Here is a 14,185-nt window from a genome sequence, read left to right on the forward strand (position 1 = left end):
ATAAGTACGGAAAATTATATCGAGAAGCATTAGAGAATTTCACTCATGCCCAAGCGTTATTGTCGAACTGGGGTTTAGAAGAGGGAGCAGAGGCGAATGGCACCTTTGGAGAACCCACAGAAGAAATATTAACCTTGCCTGTCCAAAATGGCACTCAGCCGGAAACCACAAAAACCAAGCCGGAAGTCGTAGCAAATAGGACTGAACTACCAAAAGTAAACAAGATAACAACAGCAGATATACCTTCCCCCAACCAAGTAACTCAAGGGGAAGAAAACTTATCTAATGGTAGACTACCAGATGTTGCTCCAGATCAAACCGAATCTGATGAGGTTGCTAATCTAGAGGAACCAGCAGCCATAGAGACAGAAGTTGCTGCTAAGGGAGAAAGCGACACTTTTGATGAAACCTCAGATACTCAACAGACAGCACCTGAATTAGCCCCTACTAGCACTAAGAAGTCATCTCCTCAAAAAGAAGAACCTCTAGTTGCCGAGCCTACCAACGCTGAGGAAACCACCACTGCACCAGATAAACCGCTATATGGGCAAGAGATCCCAATGCTGGGTGAGTATCAGCCTTTAAGACGCATTGAAGCGGTAGAAAAACTGTTACAGCAGCATAAAGGCAGTGTCTGCCATATAGATTTTGTGGTGCGTTCGCTGTATGGGGAGTTAGAGCCGAAAGCAAAGAAAGTTGTTAAAGGTAGAGTTCAATCAACACTAACTCAAGGAAAAGAAAGCGGTAAGTGGTCATTAGTTCCCGGCAAACCAGGTTACTACACCGTAGATTTAAAATCACTCAATTCCAAGAGCAAAAACAGTTCTTCTAAGCCAAGTAAAACTCAAACCAAAAAACCAGAACCGCAAGCGCAAACAAATATCAGCGAAGATAGTTCTTCTAAGCCGAGCCAAAATCAAACCGAAAAACCAGACCCACAGGCGAAAGCTAATGTCAGCAAGGATGTTTCTACTGAGACTAGCCAAACTCAAGCCAGAAAACCATCTCCACAAGCGAAAGCTAATGTCATACCTTTGAAAGGAGAGTTGGAAGGCAAATTTTTGATTGATGCGATTAGTTTGTTACTAGAAAAAAATCCGAGAAAAGTGTTTGATGCTAATGAAGTAATCAACAGACTATACGGGAAAATTAATCCAGAGCAAACCAAACAAGTTAGACCAGCCGTACTCAATGAATTGTCACGGGGTTTTCGCACAGGACGATTCTCAAAAGTGCCAGAGGAAAAAGGACTTTACATTTGGGATGCTAAGTTGTTACCTGATTAATAACAATTTGCAATACTTCGACTGCGCCCTTCTCCTGTCGGAGACCAAGGCGAACGGCTACGCTCAGGCTAAACGAGCGTACAAGTTCGCAATTGCAAGAGTGCAATTGACAAAGCCACCTTGTACAAGGGGTTGTTAATTAAAAGGTTCTTATCAGATTAATTCTGAGATCATCTGCTCAAGAATATCTTGAAGCAATTCTTCCTCAGAAGAATACAGAGAAACTGGCCCAGCCAGAAATTCTTGAATAGTCAGTTTCTGCTGTTGAAAATCCTGAACAAAATCCCGGATTTGAGAAACAGCCCCAATTTGAGATTCGATGGCTTCAACCATCCCGGCTACAGCATCAATGCCTTGTTTGGCTGCTTTGCGGGAACTAGAAACCATTGCTCCTTCTGGTGTATTTTTGGCTAAACGTAGTTCCCGTTTCAAGTTTTCATATTGAGCTTGAAGAATTTGATTTTGCTGTTCGAGATGGCGACATTTGCGAGTTAAATCATCTTCATTATTGAGTTCGACCACTTCCCCAACTTGTTGACGAGATTCAATTTCTAGCAGCCTTGCCAAATCTCCTTCCTGGTAGGCAATATTGATCTCCTGCATAATTTGGGTATGATATTTCTGTGTTTCGCTATCAGTTGCCTTATCTGGGTGAAAGATTTCCGCTAACCGCAAAAATGTGGAGCGAATTTTTTGTTGTGTCTCAGTTCTAGCCCCAGCCCCAAATGAGGTAGAGTCAGGTACTTGCCAATGATGTTGATGGGTATTTTGGGCAGATTCGGCGCAGAAATCTTCTTCCATAGGGGCAAACTCTTCATCTGGCTCTGCCTCTAATTGGCTTGTGTCAGGTTTTATACTGATGACTCCGGCAAACTGTAGTTGATGATAAACTGCTTGTATCTTCTTAAGAGTTTGTTTACCAAATTTTCTGGTAGTAAAGATAGTTTCAAACAAAGCGTGAATTTCTTGATCGAGTTGAGCCATTTTTTGGAAGCTAGGACTAGCCCGATGCACAACTTCTGTAGCTAAAGAACGCGTCCTTTCGACAAAGTTATTTAGTTCAGTCCGCTTTTTCTTAATCTGCTTGAGAATAGATTGATGTTCTTTCTCTAAGAATTGTAAGCGCAGATGTAATTCGGAAAGAGCTAGTTCGGTTGCAGCAGTAGAAGGGGATGAAGATGTAGCAGTTCGTCGAGGCATAGAAGTTTGATGCTGTTTCCCAGGTAAGAAGAATCATACAGATACAAGACACCCCATTGATAATACATGAATAGGCAAATCTTGAATGATGGCATTTCTTCAGTATTTGAACTGTAGCTAGTTCTTAGGTAAAAGTCTTATTTTTAGAAAAAGAGCGATCGCTACATAAAAATCTAGTCCTGAGATGAGATTTTTGTCAGGTTATTTGATTTATAATTTTGAATTCGTCTAATTTGAGAGAAGTAATAAAGTTGTATGTCTAGCCTAAGTTCTGATCTGGTGCGTGTCTATTTGCAAGAAATTGGTCAGTACCCGTTATTAACCTCTGACCAAGAAATAACTTATGGCAGACAGGTACAACAAATGATTGCCCTACAGCAACAACAGCAGCAGCTAAGTCAACAATTAAATCGTCAACCAACACCCCTTGAATTAGCGAATTTTGTCAATAAAAGCGAAATTGAAATTAGTCAAATCTTTCAGCAAGGACAAGAGCAGGGTGTAGGGGGTAGGGTGTAGGGTGTAGGGTGTAGTGAAAATGGCATTGAAAGGGGCTTGTATCCCTGGGGTTGTTGGGGCTTTTTCTTCCCCTACACCCGACACCCCACACACACCCGACACCCCGCCCCAGCGGGGCTTAGTCAGCGAGCCAAGCAAAAGATGATTACCGCTAACCTGCGGTTGGTGGTTTCCATTGCTAAAAAATACCAAGGACGCAATTTGGAATTTTTGGATTTGGTTCAAGAAGGAGCAATTGGTTTACAAAAGGGAATCGAAAAGTTTGACCCTAACCGAGGCTACAAATTATCAACTTATGCATACTGGTGGTTTACTCAGGCGATTACCAGAGCGATTGCCGAGAAATCCCGCACGGTGAGGCTACCAATTCACGTCAATGAGAAACTTAATCAAATTAAGAAGGTACAACGAGAACTGTTTCAAACACTTGGTCGTCGTGGCACGCTCACAGAAATTGCCCAAAAATTGGATATGCAGCCAAGCCAGATTCGAGAATACTTGGCGGCGGCGAATGGGACAATTTCTCTTGATTTGAAAGTAGGAGATAACCAAGATACAGAACTCAGCGAACTTCTAGCCCATGAAGGGACATCACCAGATGAACAAATTATCCAAGAAATGTTGCGCCAAAATTTAAGCGATCTGTTAGCAACACTAAAACCTGTGCAGCGTGAAGTATTAACTTTGCGCTTTGGACTGTTAGATAATCAAGAACGAAGTTTGGCTCAGATTGGAGAAAAGCTCAATATTAGTCGAGAGCGAGTGCGTCAAATACAGATGCAAGCGATGACTGCTTTGCGTCGTCAACAACCATCTATTGGGCAGTATTTAACTTCTTGATTAAGAAATTAGCTCACCTTGATATATACATGATTCTAGGGGGATTAATTCTCTTGTTGAAACGGTGCTTGTAACGGGATAAATTGCTCTAAACTTAATCCTATTACTCGCATAATTGTTTCTGTCGCCATCACCTGTCGCAATAAATTTACTGCTACTTTTTATAAAGCTTTTTGTGTGCCTTCCTGTTCATCTAACCTCATTGAATTTAACTTTAATAAAGCTGGTCATTTTGGTATAAATATTGCCTATACTCTACAAAATACTTAACTGAAGAACTAGATAAATCTAAATTATTCAAAATATTAATGCCTTCTGATTCCAATTTATGCTGTTGATTATCTACGTATTTTATTAAATAGCCTTGAGAGTCTAAGATGCGGTGAATGGGATAATCATGAGCCGATGTTTTTTTAAGATAGATAGGAATAGCTCTAAGGTAGCTGTTATCTACTCCAATAGCTTGAATTATGTGTTGATAAGTGACTACTGTACCTGCTGGTACTTTAAGGATAAATTCGAGAAATCGCTCATAAGGATTTTCAGATAATGCGGGAAATTTATCAGTTTCAAGGTGAACATTATTTCCGATACAAATCATACCTGAATTGATAACTACGCCTAAAATGCCTCTTTTAGCTTGAAGAATTTTTAAGGAATCAACTAAATGCGCTATCCGTTTGCATGGTTCGCAATGGAAAGTTAAACGAATAGCAGCCCCACTGTCAAAACTCATGAGAGAACCAGGAGTGAAATTTTCAGGTTGTATCCCGCTTATCACAATATTCTCTCGTAGTTCTCCAGGTGGAATTCCCAAGTCTGAAATATCTTCATACCTAACAACTAACACTTGCCTGGGACTGATGGGGTTAGCATTAACGTCCCCTTCAATACCATGACCTTTTATTAAGTTGATAGCCTCAAATTCTTTCATTGCTGACTTATGCTGCTGTTTAATGAAAAGGTGTAAGGTAGAACCTTGAGCAGTAAGCATAAATAACTATTATTGACTTTTTAGGTTGAGAGATTAATAACAATTACGAAAACGAGGGTGAAGCGAGAGCAGGCGAACTTCTAAACGCTCAAGACTTGTCGTCTGGATGTTGCTCAGAATTTAACTTGATAATGGAAAAGCAGATGCTAATACCCAACCAAAAAATAAAGTACTACCAAGAGCATAACTCCAGGGATTATTCAGGAAACCCGAACAAAAGGAGAAAATTGCCATAAATACAGGAAATAATGGCAGCAAAAGATAAATAAAACTTAGTTGTGGCAGAAAATAAAGTACAAGAATAAATCCACCTATTAAAACTGCGCTTTGCCCTAGCCACCACAAAACTCGCCCACCAAAATTAACATTTTGTTGTGCTATTCCAGAAGCTAAAAACCAAGGAAAGCAAGCAATTGCCAAAAGCGGAAAAATTTGCAAACGTGATGGAATTAACCACCACTGCAACCATACTACTTGTGCCATTGCCCCAAACCCAATCCATAATATGATGAACAAAATCAGACTCATTACTAAGGTTCTGAGTGATGGGGGCATCTGTAGCGGTAGCATCGCAGCCAACCAACTTAAACCTGCCACCCCAAACCAAATACTAACTGCGCCACCTACTAATACTCCGCCTAAGCTATCAATATCACCTAAGTGATTGGTTAGCACCAAAGTACCAGTGGCGACAAAAGGTGCTATTAATAAACCAATGGAGCTTTTTAACTGTCCGGTTTTTTGAGTAAGAAGAGAAGTTTTGAAAAGGGGTGCGATCGCTGCTAGCATTATGAGCCATCCTAACAAATGCAAAAAATACCACAGCATTCGGTAATCAATATAGTTACTTTGGTTGTTGATGCCGAAAGTACTATCGAGCCAATCCCTAGCAGCCTGATGGCTCGAATGGCGAAATAGGATTGTAATATGTTCGGCATTGGGGATAATTACCAGCTTCCTGGCTTTACCTAAAGCAAAATTATGGTTTTCACCACCGCCAGAGAGTAGTAAACGCTCGGCATTGGCAACAAATCTATTTTCCCAACTGCCTGCTTGTAATAAGAGGTTTCGAGGTATGTTTGGTGTAATTGAAGCACCTGTAGGGGAAACTGCTACAGTAGCGGCATAGCGATCTACTTGATTGACCGCCGCAGACATGACAGCACCACTACCCATTGAATGACGTAACATCGCCAAACGTGATTTATCGACCTCTGGTTGCTCTAGTAGTACTGTATATGCAACATCTAAATTCTGCTGAAGTGAATTGTTTCCTAGTGGTTTGGCGTTAGCAGCATGACTATCAAAATCAGGGAGCATAACAGCATAACCTGCATGAGCCAAAGTGTAGGCATAGCCAAGCATTAATTGTTTCGAGCCAGCATAACCATGCGCGATTAAAACACCAGGGACATTTTCAGCATTTTGTGGTGCTATATATAACAAAAGTACTCCCAAACGTTCCATTTGCCTAATTACGAGAGACGTTTGCGCTGTTAGCACACCCCACCATGAAAAGGCAACTAATATTACTGCTACAATTGCTAATACTAAACTACGGCTTTTTTTCATAAAGAATATTACTGATTCTTTAATACAGCTACTGTTTTATCTTGATTAAGATCATGAACAATTTTGCTCATTCAAAAACTGTAGAATATTTTGAGACATAATTTGTAGCTGTTCGAGTTGAGGTGTATGACTAAAATTTTTCAGCTTGACTAGCTTTGAGTTAGGAATATCTTGATAAAATTTTTCTGCATCTTCTCGTGGAAGTATTTCATTTGCTTCTCCCCATAAAATGGGTGTTGGTTAATCAACTTGGACAATTGAATTCGCTAAGTCGCTATAACCACCACTTTTGATATAAGAAATCATGGCATCGTTCCAAAGCAGCATTTCTTGATGCCATTATATTTATCTATAAAATGTCTGAATGCAGTCATACCTCATGCCCTCTAACACAAATATTAATATTGCTTGATAGCAACTCAAGGTTTCATTTTCAGTAAAAAATCCAAATTATTAGTATTGTCATACTCTTTTCGTGATTCTCCCAACTTAAATAGATATATTTTTTTGCTCCCAATTAATCTAATTGATGAATCTGCAATTTTTAACATTGTTCCTTACGGCAAACCTACAACGTTTAGTTGATAAACGAAAATTGTTAACTTGTCTTCGGTTTTACTCCAGTAACCCACTTCATAGCTGTTTGGCTGATAGCACTGGGGACTGTATGAAAACCGTTGAACTCATAGTACTGTACGTCATAGTCTGCCTGCCCTAGGTAAATAATAAATATAAATAGTTATTCCTCTAGGATTAAAACTATTCCTTATAGCTAGTTCTAGAGAAAGATGTATTCTAGCCCAGTTCTTGCTGTCCTAGTTTATATGTACATTTCAAATTACTTAATTTTTAAATATAAATTTGTTTCCATGTCATGTGAAAAAACCATAAGTATTTAGCATCAATCACGATTAATAAGAAAATAGTCTCTCTTGTGAATAATTTTGAACATAATTTAGTATTGGAGTTTTGCTCTATGAATTACCTGATTGCAGTTTTACCAGACAAGTCAAAAGCCCAAGCAGCTTATTCCGCCTTAACAAATGAAGGCCTATCTCCTAACCAAGTAGATATTTTAGGCAGTGGTTATAAAAGTGCTGATGATTACAAGCTGATTGACCCAAATCAACAAGCCCGTAAAGGCGCAAAGCGATTACTATACTGGCTAGTACCTTTTGGGTTTATTGCTGGCTATGCCTTTAATTACCTTACAGGGATTGAAATTTTATCGCTTGGCGATCTTGGCAGTCATGTTATTGGTGGAATTTTAGGAGCAGCTTCGGGTGTTTTAGGGGCTTATCTAGTAGGTGGTGGAGTTGGTTTAACCGTAGGTAGTGGAGATGCTTTGCCATATCGCAATCGTTTAAATGCTGGCAAGTATTTAATAGTCGTTAAAGGAACAGAGGAGCTAACCCGACGTGCTACGGAAATCTTACGCTCGTTTGAGCCAGAAAATATTCAAGGTTATGTAGAGCCAACTAGTGCTTAAAATCAATCGCGTTTGGCAATATACGGAGCGCAAGCAAATTGCCACCGTGTATTTGACGGCAACTAAAAGTGTTGAAGATGAGTATAAGAGCATGACTAAGAGTTTTTGAAGCGATGCCTGCGGCAACGTCAAAGACGAACGCGGTCGTGTATTTCATCGAAATCAACGATTGGCCCCTTCGGTACAATTCGATTTGGATTGATCTCGGTCATACTCATGTAATAAGCACGTTTTGTATAATCGAGATTGCAGGTTACTTTGAACCCAGGATGCTGATATAAATCCTTGAGATAATTCCAGAGGTTGGGATAGTCGAGAATGCGCCGCAAATTACACTTAAAGAGAACGTAGTATACCGAGTCAAAGCAATATAGCGTTGTAAACAGACAAATATCTGCTTGTGTCAGTTGATTGCCGCATAAATATCGCTGTTTGCTCAGAATGGTTTCCCAATAATCTAAACTATCGATTAAGTTCTTAAAAATTGTTGACAAAATCGCCTGACAGTCATGTGCTAGCCTACCCAAACCTCTAGTTCGGGTGGTGGACAATGTGGAAAGTTGGTTAAGCTTTACAGGCTTGGTGTTCATCGTGTTCATCGAGCCGATTGGTACAGGCTTTAGCCGTAGTTCACCTCAAGATGAAAAGGATACCAAACAAAGTGACAAAGCCAATTACAGATACTACCTGCTTAAGGTTTCTTTTATAAACAAGCTCTTAACAAGAGTATTGCCTTAACCTGGACATAGCCCTTCCTGGCATTCAGGGCCACGAGCAATGTGCGTATCATAAAAGATTTTTACTGCTGTAGAGTTATAACGGTCGAGTTTCTGTAAATAATTCCAAGTAGTCAGTGCAATTGGAGTATCGAGGTTTAACCGTGGTGTCACGATAATACGTGGGTTAAAGTTGCTCAAAGAGTGTGCCTGCTGGTATAACTGAACCAACTCTTGACCTTTAATTTGCTGAGGATTATAGCTAACAATCACGCCGCCATGCTCTAAATTGTGTACTAAAAATTAATCGGCGGGCGGATATACATAGATGCCCCAAGCTGCTGGATACGGGTAGTGAGGCCCGGAGGTTGGTGGATTGGAATTATAAGTGACTGAAGTAGCGACTTCTACGTGTTGTTGCCCTAAATCAGGAAAACGAATTCCAGGGAGTATTGTGCCTGGGTGTAGCCCAGGCAAAGGTGACTCAGCGGTAATTACAGCGAAGGGTTCGATTAAGCTGTTCCACTTGAGTGTGGAATTTCTCATTGAACTAGAAGTTGGAGCGGTACTAAATTGTGGGGGAGATTCATGAGAGTACCCAGGCATATTTGGGAATAGTAGAGTGATGCTGATTGCACAGGTCAGGCACAGTAACAACAAGCCTGATTTAGCAAGTTTAATCTTCATATAATTTCTGCCCAGATGATAGAAAAAAACTGATGGATTATCTAAATCAACTAATTAAAGTTGAATTTTCAGTTGTGCTACCAAAATCTTGAGAAGCGATAGGAATTGGCGTAATGCTAGAGAGCCGGCGATGAAGTGTCACGCAGAGATAGAATTTTCGAGTACTTTATAATGCTAATTGCTTCAATGGGCAAAGTACGCGAAACATAGGCTCACCTTTGCGCGAAACAAAATTCATCCCATTAATCTACAACGCCTGAATAGCTATGGGAGCAACACCAAAAAATTTTAGCAACACAACCAGAAAGCTGAACTACTTAACTAGAGTATCTTCAGATAACTTTAGCAACTAACGGAAGTTAGCTGTTAAATTTTTGACCATCTATCAGGGGCAAAACGAATATCTATACATTCATACAGTCCGTCAGCCTGCCAAACTCTACTCCCTGCGCCATATTTTAATCCTGCATAAGTACAAGAACCACCATTAATCTTTTTCAAATTTTCATCAGTCAAGTTGCTTGTGAAACTTTGAGAATATAGGTCAACAATCTTGATACTAGCCATTTTGAACTCCAATACTAGATTCGTAATTTAAAGAGAAAAGTTCCTCAAAAATGGGATTAGCTTTTAAATTTCTAATCCCAATTCAATCTTCTAAAATCAACCCTAGTATTTCAACAGTTAAAAGCTGATTTTAAATGCATAATTACATAATTTATGTTTTGATTATTTAAAACTTCGTAACTTACAGACCTAGTTAGCGACCACACAAGCTTCTGTCATAGATTCTATTTAGTGGTCACTTTATGCTAAAAAATGGTCACATTATTCTTTAAATGACACACTCTCTCCATTAATGTCTATTGTGTTCACCAAATCGAAACTCTGCTTAAGTACCTCAAATTCTTCTTTTTGCATTGTCTGTCTAATTTGTCGATGCGTAAATTCTAAAATAATTAAAAAATGGAAACATAACTAAATGAATTATACACAAATAGGAAGTTCCAAATGCTTGAATTAGTAGATTGAATTTTAGACTATTTAAATAAGGATTAGGCAATTTACAGTTTAATCTCGTTCTAGACAATCCTACTAAACAGGAGAGCTTTGAATGACTAGGATCACGATTTATGACTTGAATCCTACTGGTTCTGAACTGTTTTCTGACTCTGAAAGCTACTTAAAGGAACTATCTGAGGCAGAACTCGCTATCCAGGGAGGGATTATTCCATTTCTAGCAGGCTTAGTCTTTGGTGGGGCATTATCGTTCGTCGCAGAACCCGATTAGAGCTATAGCAATCCAATTCTATTTGATTTGCAAACGCCTGTGACCACAGGGAGCCGAATTCAGACGACTCTTGTTTTTGTCTCATATTGGTATGACTGTTTCATTTCTCTTTAATAGTCTGTTTGTGAGAATGGCGTTCGCGGGCTTCAAATGCAGCAATCGCAGTATGTAAGGTCAGATAAACGTGTTGGGAGCCAATCTTTTCTAAAAGCTGCGAGTGCTTTAGTTGTTTGTAAAGATCTTGTTTGACCCGTGTCAGAGCAAAGGTAATACCTTTAGCCGCTAGTTCACTGTGCAGTTGAGCTAATGCGTCGATGGCAGTAATATCAACTTCAACAATTGCTTCTGTATTTAGCACAAACCATTCTACAGGAGTTGTTTCGGCTTCAATGGCCAACAATGCCCTGTACTTGAAATTTTCGACATTGGCAAAGCAAAGGGGAGCGTCATACCGATAAATAACTAAACCTGGGATAGTTTTAGTTCCTTCCCAATCTTCAATATCATGTAATCCAGGTAAACCTGGCACTTCACCTAAAACAGCATCGTGTGGTCGTGCTACCCTGGCAAATAAATCAATCACAGATAATCCAACTGCAATACCAACCCCAACCAAAATATCTGTCAGTAGAACTCCAAAGATTGTGGACAGAGCCAAAAATAATTCGCTGCGTCGAAATTGTGCCAATCTCAAAAATTCTGGGATTTCAATCAGTTTGGTAGCGGCATAAATCACAATCGCCCCTAATGCAGCTTTTGGAAATTGTGCCAGCAAAGGGCGTAGAAACAATAAGACTAAGATGACTACAACCAAAGCAACTAAAGAGAATGCTTGGCTTTTGCTTCCTAGTGAGTCAGCAATTGCAGTACGGCTACCACTACTACTAATTGGAAAACCCTGCATCAATCCGTTTCCCAGATTTGAGGTGCCAAGTGCCAATAGTTCTTGATTAGCGTCAATTTTGTAGTGATTACGACTAGCAAATGCCCTTGCTGTCAGCACATTATCTGAATACCCAACAATCGCAATCCCAACAGCAGAAGCAAACAGTGTAGATAGCTCCGGAATCGATAATCTGGGGAAAGTTAAATGAGGTAAACCTGCCGGAATCTCTCCAACTATTGCTACTCCTTGTTGGTCGAGATTGAATAATCCCACGCTAGCCGTTGCTAATAATACGGCTAACAACGGCCCCGGCACAGTCGGAAAGCGTCGCTGAATGATGAATAAAAAAGCTAAGACTAAAGTTGCTAATATCAAAGTTGGCTGATGAATTCGCTCTAAGTTGCTGAAGAATTCACCTATTTGCCCAAAAACAGTATTTGCCTCAATGTCAATGCCACTAATTTTGCCTAACTGCCCGGTAATCATAATTATGGCAACCCCTGCCATATAACCAATCAGAATCGGTTTAGACAGCAAATCTGCTAAAAACCCTAAGCGAGCAATGTAGCCAATGATGCATATAATCCCGACAATGAAAGCTAATCCAGAAGCTAGAGTTGCATAACTACCACCATGAGATGCCAGCAAAGGAGCGATCGCTGCTGCTGTCATTACCGCCGTGGTCGATTCTGGTCCTACCGAGAGTTGAGGAGAAGAACCCAACACTGCATAAATAATCATTGGTGGCAGAATTGCCCACAATCCTATTACAGGCTGCACCCCGGCCAACTCCCCATAAGCCATACACTGCGGAATTAAATAAGCAGCTACCGTTACACCAGCCAGTAAATCAGGGAGTAACCATGCTCGCTGGTAAGACAGCAACCGTTTTAACCCTGGTATGCCTGGTAAGGTTACTTGATGCTTTTTCAACATAGCTAACCTAAATCAGACTTGAATTTAGTTTAAGAAGATATTAACTAGTTTAAACTGCTCCAATCGCACTCTATTATGCTGATGGCAACCGCAGAGATTCGCGTTTAATCCCTATTGCTATTCAACTAGGACAACTGCCCCGAATCAGTCTGCTTTTGACACCAATGGATGGAGTGGACTGGACTTTAGCTAAACTGATTACCCAGATGGCTGATTTTTATGTGCATGAGTTAGTCCGTCATTTGGGTCAGACCCATCTTGTTTTAGAACCAATTGCACTACAAATCCAACCGAGATGTCCGGGAAGATTTTGAACTCCAAAATTGGATAAAAGCTTTACAAAGACCCATTAGTAAGCAAGGTTTTGGTATAGTTTCTTTGCCGCGCCATTTGAGGGAGCGTGACCAGTTGATCGATCTATTAACACAAATCATTTTTACTGCTGGGCCGCAACACTCAGCTATTGGTTGGATGCAATACCAGTACATGGCTTTTATCCCGAATATGCCCGGAGCTATATATCAGCCTATTCCCACGAGTAAAGGAATTATTCGAGAAGAGAACTTAACTAGTTTCCTTCCTGGTGTTCAGGCAACTTTTGCTCAGAGCAACCTCATGGCATCAATTGGCACTAAGCAAGACCCCAAAGCATTTACAGATTTTGGTGTGAACAGTTTTCAAGATTGGCGAGCTATTAATGTTCTCAAAGGCTTGCAAGACCGTCTCCAAGGTTTAGAAATATTGATTGAACAACGCAATAAACACCGAATCGAATGTTACCCTGCTTTTCTACCTTCCCGGATGGCTAACAGTACAAGTGGTTAACGTTATACCTGGCGGCTTTTGGGGATAATCTACGTAGCAAGAAGAAATCTCTGACTCTTGAATCATTACCATCACCCCATCCATTCAACCCAATCGGGAGCCACAGCCACCAATTGACCAAACATCACAGGCTGGGTCTGTTCCATTTCCACCATCACGCCCCATCGCTCATCACTTGTTAAGGTACTCAAAAACTCTTTGACTGCATCAACCCCAACTTCTACCCGTTCCATGAACATCGCAGTATAGGATTTAACCTGCTGCCACCATGAATGTATGGTGTTTTCTTGTCCGTCCAACCCCCCCAATTATTACTTCCATCTTTAATAATGGGGGGGGTGGACGGAGCATTGATGCCATACATAGCCTGCATTCTAGCTGCGTAAGCCGCATTATGTTCCTGCTCTTCCTGCCGTCTTCTCTCTCCTCGCGCTGCCGTTGCCGATAAGCTAAAACCTGCTTCGCAAAAGCCACATCTTCTTCTTTGAGTCGATAATACTGGACACGTAGACCATTCTCATCGGGACGACGAAATGTGGTAGACAAACCAAGTTGTGAAAGATACTGGCTTAAAATCCATACGGGTGATTGATTCATCAAGTGGGATAGTCAAGTTGAGAATAGCCTTAATATGTGGCACATTGCGCTTAGAGAAATCTGCCATTGCTGTGAGCGTGGGTTCGTTCCCGATAATCTCCAACCCGGCCATCAAGTCCATTAATATCCCCTGTAGTCCCAACCGATGACGCATTAACCAGGATGTGGAGTGATTACCCCAATCTGTGCAAATAGGTAGGCGATCTCGCTCTGCCCGATCCCGTTGTGCAACCACATCAGGTGGCATAAGGACTTCTCGCCCGTGTTCGTCGGTAATAACCTCCCTTGGGGAAGCTAAAATTCCTTCGAGTGCAGTTAACTTTTTAATCAACCGCCCACCATCATCT

13 protein-coding genes and 3 pseudogenes are annotated in these 14,185 nt (G+C 40.7%); 6 read left to right on the forward strand and 10 right to left on the reverse strand.

Going from position 1 to position 14,185, the window contains the following annotated elements:
- Positions 1-1,286: hypothetical protein (locus H6G76_RS33955; protein ID WP_190710607.1), on the forward strand; the 1,286-nt coding region annotated here is incomplete at its 5' end.
- A gap of 153 nt (positions 1,287-1,439) precedes the next feature.
- Here H6G76_RS33955 and H6G76_RS33960 read toward each other — a convergent pair.
- Entirely contained in the window at positions 1,440-2,486 is a 1,047-nt protein-coding gene (locus H6G76_RS33960; protein WP_190710608.1) for a J domain-containing protein, read from the reverse strand.
- 255 nt (positions 2,487-2,741) lie between these two features.
- Between H6G76_RS33960 and H6G76_RS33965 the strand changes: the two genes are divergently transcribed.
- Together H6G76_RS33965 and H6G76_RS33970 are read left to right on the forward strand one after the other, a co-directional pair.
- Positions 2,742-3,005 carry a sigma-70 factor domain-containing protein gene (locus H6G76_RS33965; protein ID WP_190710609.1) on the forward strand — a complete coding sequence of 88 codons (264 nt, stop codon included), beginning with the start codon at positions 2,742-2,744 and terminating at the stop codon, positions 3,003-3,005.
- A 123-nt stretch (positions 3,006-3,128) separates the two neighbouring features.
- Positions 3,129-3,845, forward strand: a pseudogene (locus H6G76_RS33970) (sigma-70 family RNA polymerase sigma factor); the annotation flags it as partial.
- 214 nt (positions 3,846-4,059) lie between these two features.
- Here H6G76_RS33970 and H6G76_RS33975 read toward each other — a convergent pair.
- Complete coding sequence (locus H6G76_RS33975; protein WP_242056646.1) at positions 4,060-4,839, reverse strand: MGMT family protein; 780 nt, start codon at positions 4,837-4,839, stop codon at positions 4,060-4,062.
- A 120-nt stretch (positions 4,840-4,959) separates the two neighbouring features.
- Positions 4,960-6,411: a S9 family peptidase gene (locus tag H6G76_RS33980; RefSeq protein ID WP_190710610.1), complete on the reverse strand. Its 1,452-nt coding sequence runs from the start codon at positions 6,409-6,411 to the stop codon at positions 4,960-4,962.
- Between the two features lie 976 nt (positions 6,412-7,387).
- Here H6G76_RS33980 and H6G76_RS33985 point away from each other — a divergent pair.
- Positions 7,388-7,900: a hypothetical protein gene (locus H6G76_RS33985; RefSeq protein ID WP_190710611.1), complete on the forward strand. Its 513-nt coding sequence runs from the start codon at positions 7,388-7,390 to the stop codon at positions 7,898-7,900.
- Positions 7,901-8,028: 128 nt separating this feature from the next.
- Here the strand turns inward: H6G76_RS33985 and H6G76_RS33990 are convergent, their stop codons facing one another.
- The 3 genes and pseudogenes from H6G76_RS33990 to H6G76_RS34000 all read right to left on the reverse strand — a co-directional run bounded on the left by H6G76_RS33990 (position 8,029) and on the right by H6G76_RS34000 (position 9,870).
- Positions 8,029-8,499: a glutathione S-transferase C-terminal domain-containing protein gene (locus H6G76_RS33990; protein WP_397334004.1), complete on the reverse strand. Its 471-nt coding sequence runs from the start codon at positions 8,497-8,499 to the stop codon at positions 8,029-8,031.
- Between the two features lie 135 nt (positions 8,500-8,634).
- Positions 8,635-9,303 (reverse strand): annotated as a pseudogene (locus H6G76_RS37500) (DUF3105 domain-containing protein).
- A gap of 366 nt (positions 9,304-9,669) precedes the next feature.
- Positions 9,670-9,870 (reverse strand): hypothetical protein, encoded by a 201-nt coding sequence (locus H6G76_RS34000; protein ID WP_190710612.1) that lies wholly within the window; start codon positions 9,868-9,870, stop codon positions 9,670-9,672.
- A gap of 547 nt (positions 9,871-10,417) precedes the next feature.
- On the opposite strand from H6G76_RS34000, the gene H6G76_RS34005 reads away from it, so the two are divergent.
- A complete protein-coding gene (locus H6G76_RS34005) occupies positions 10,418-10,594 on the forward strand; it encodes a hypothetical protein (RefSeq protein ID WP_190710613.1) in 177 nt (58 codons plus the stop codon).
- Between the two features lie 100 nt (positions 10,595-10,694).
- Here H6G76_RS34005 and H6G76_RS34010 read toward each other — a convergent pair whose 3' ends face one another.
- Entirely contained in the window at positions 10,695-12,416 is a 1,722-nt protein-coding gene (locus tag H6G76_RS34010; protein ID WP_190710614.1) for a SulP family inorganic anion transporter, read from the reverse strand.
- A gap of 273 nt (positions 12,417-12,689) precedes the next feature.
- Here H6G76_RS34010 and H6G76_RS34015 point away from each other — a divergent pair, with 273 nt between their 5' ends.
- The gene (locus H6G76_RS34015) at positions 12,690-13,241 is read left to right on the forward strand and encodes a lipoxygenase family protein (protein WP_190710615.1); all 552 of its coding nucleotides are present in this window, start codon (positions 12,690-12,692) and stop codon (positions 13,239-13,241) included.
- Between the two features lie 71 nt (positions 13,242-13,312).
- On the opposite strand, the gene H6G76_RS34020 is transcribed toward H6G76_RS34015, so the two are convergent.
- The 3 genes and pseudogenes from H6G76_RS34020 to H6G76_RS34030 form a co-directional block, all read right to left on the reverse strand.
- Complete coding sequence (locus tag H6G76_RS34020; RefSeq protein ID WP_242056647.1) at positions 13,313-13,474, reverse strand: hypothetical protein; 162 nt, start codon at positions 13,472-13,474, stop codon at positions 13,313-13,315.
- A 19-nt stretch (positions 13,475-13,493) separates the two neighbouring features.
- Positions 13,494-13,787 carry a hypothetical protein gene (locus H6G76_RS34025; protein ID WP_190710619.1) on the reverse strand — a complete coding sequence of 98 codons (294 nt, stop codon included), beginning with the start codon at positions 13,785-13,787 and terminating at the stop codon, positions 13,494-13,496.
- Positions 13,759-14,185, reverse strand: a pseudogene (locus tag H6G76_RS34030) (hypothetical protein); the annotation flags it as partial. The gene H6G76_RS34025 and the pseudogene H6G76_RS34030, both read right to left, overlap by 29 nt.

The organism is Nostoc sp. FACHB-152 (genome assembly GCF_014697475.1).
GTDB lineage: Bacteria > Cyanobacteriota > Cyanobacteriia > Cyanobacteriales > Nostocaceae > Nostoc_B.

Excerpts from the sequence above, each read along its gene's own strand:
- H6G76_RS34000 (WP_190710612.1), bottom strand. The coding sequence starts at position 9,870 with ATGGCTAGTATCAAGATTGTTGACCTATATTCTCAAAGTTTCACAAGC.
- H6G76_RS34020 (WP_242056647.1), bottom strand. The coding sequence starts at position 13,474 with ATGGAACGGGTAGAAGTTGGGGTTGATGCAGTCAAAGAGTTTTTGAGT.
- H6G76_RS33975 (WP_242056646.1), bottom strand. The coding sequence starts at position 4,839 with ATGCTTACTGCTCAAGGTTCTACCTTACACCTTTTCATTAAACAGCAG.
- H6G76_RS33985 (WP_190710611.1), top strand. The coding sequence starts at position 7,388 with ATGAATTACCTGATTGCAGTTTTACCAGACAAGTCAAAAGCCCAAGCA.
- H6G76_RS33965 (WP_190710609.1), top strand. The coding sequence starts at position 2,742 with ATGTCTAGCCTAAGTTCTGATCTGGTGCGTGTCTATTTGCAAGAAATT.
- H6G76_RS33960 (WP_190710608.1), bottom strand. The coding sequence starts at position 2,486 with ATGCCTCGACGAACTGCTACATCTTCATCCCCTTCTACTGCTGCAACC.
- H6G76_RS34010 (WP_190710614.1), bottom strand. The coding sequence starts at position 12,416 with ATGTTGAAAAAGCATCAAGTAACCTTACCAGGCATACCAGGGTTAAAA.
- H6G76_RS34005 (WP_190710613.1), top strand. The coding sequence starts at position 10,418 with ATGACTAGGATCACGATTTATGACTTGAATCCTACTGGTTCTGAACTG.
- H6G76_RS33990 (WP_397334004.1), bottom strand. The coding sequence starts at position 8,499 with ATGAACACGATGAACACCAAGCCTGTAAAGCTTAACCAACTTTCCACA.
- H6G76_RS33980 (WP_190710610.1), bottom strand. The coding sequence starts at position 6,411 with ATGAAAAAAAGCCGTAGTTTAGTATTAGCAATTGTAGCAGTAATATTA.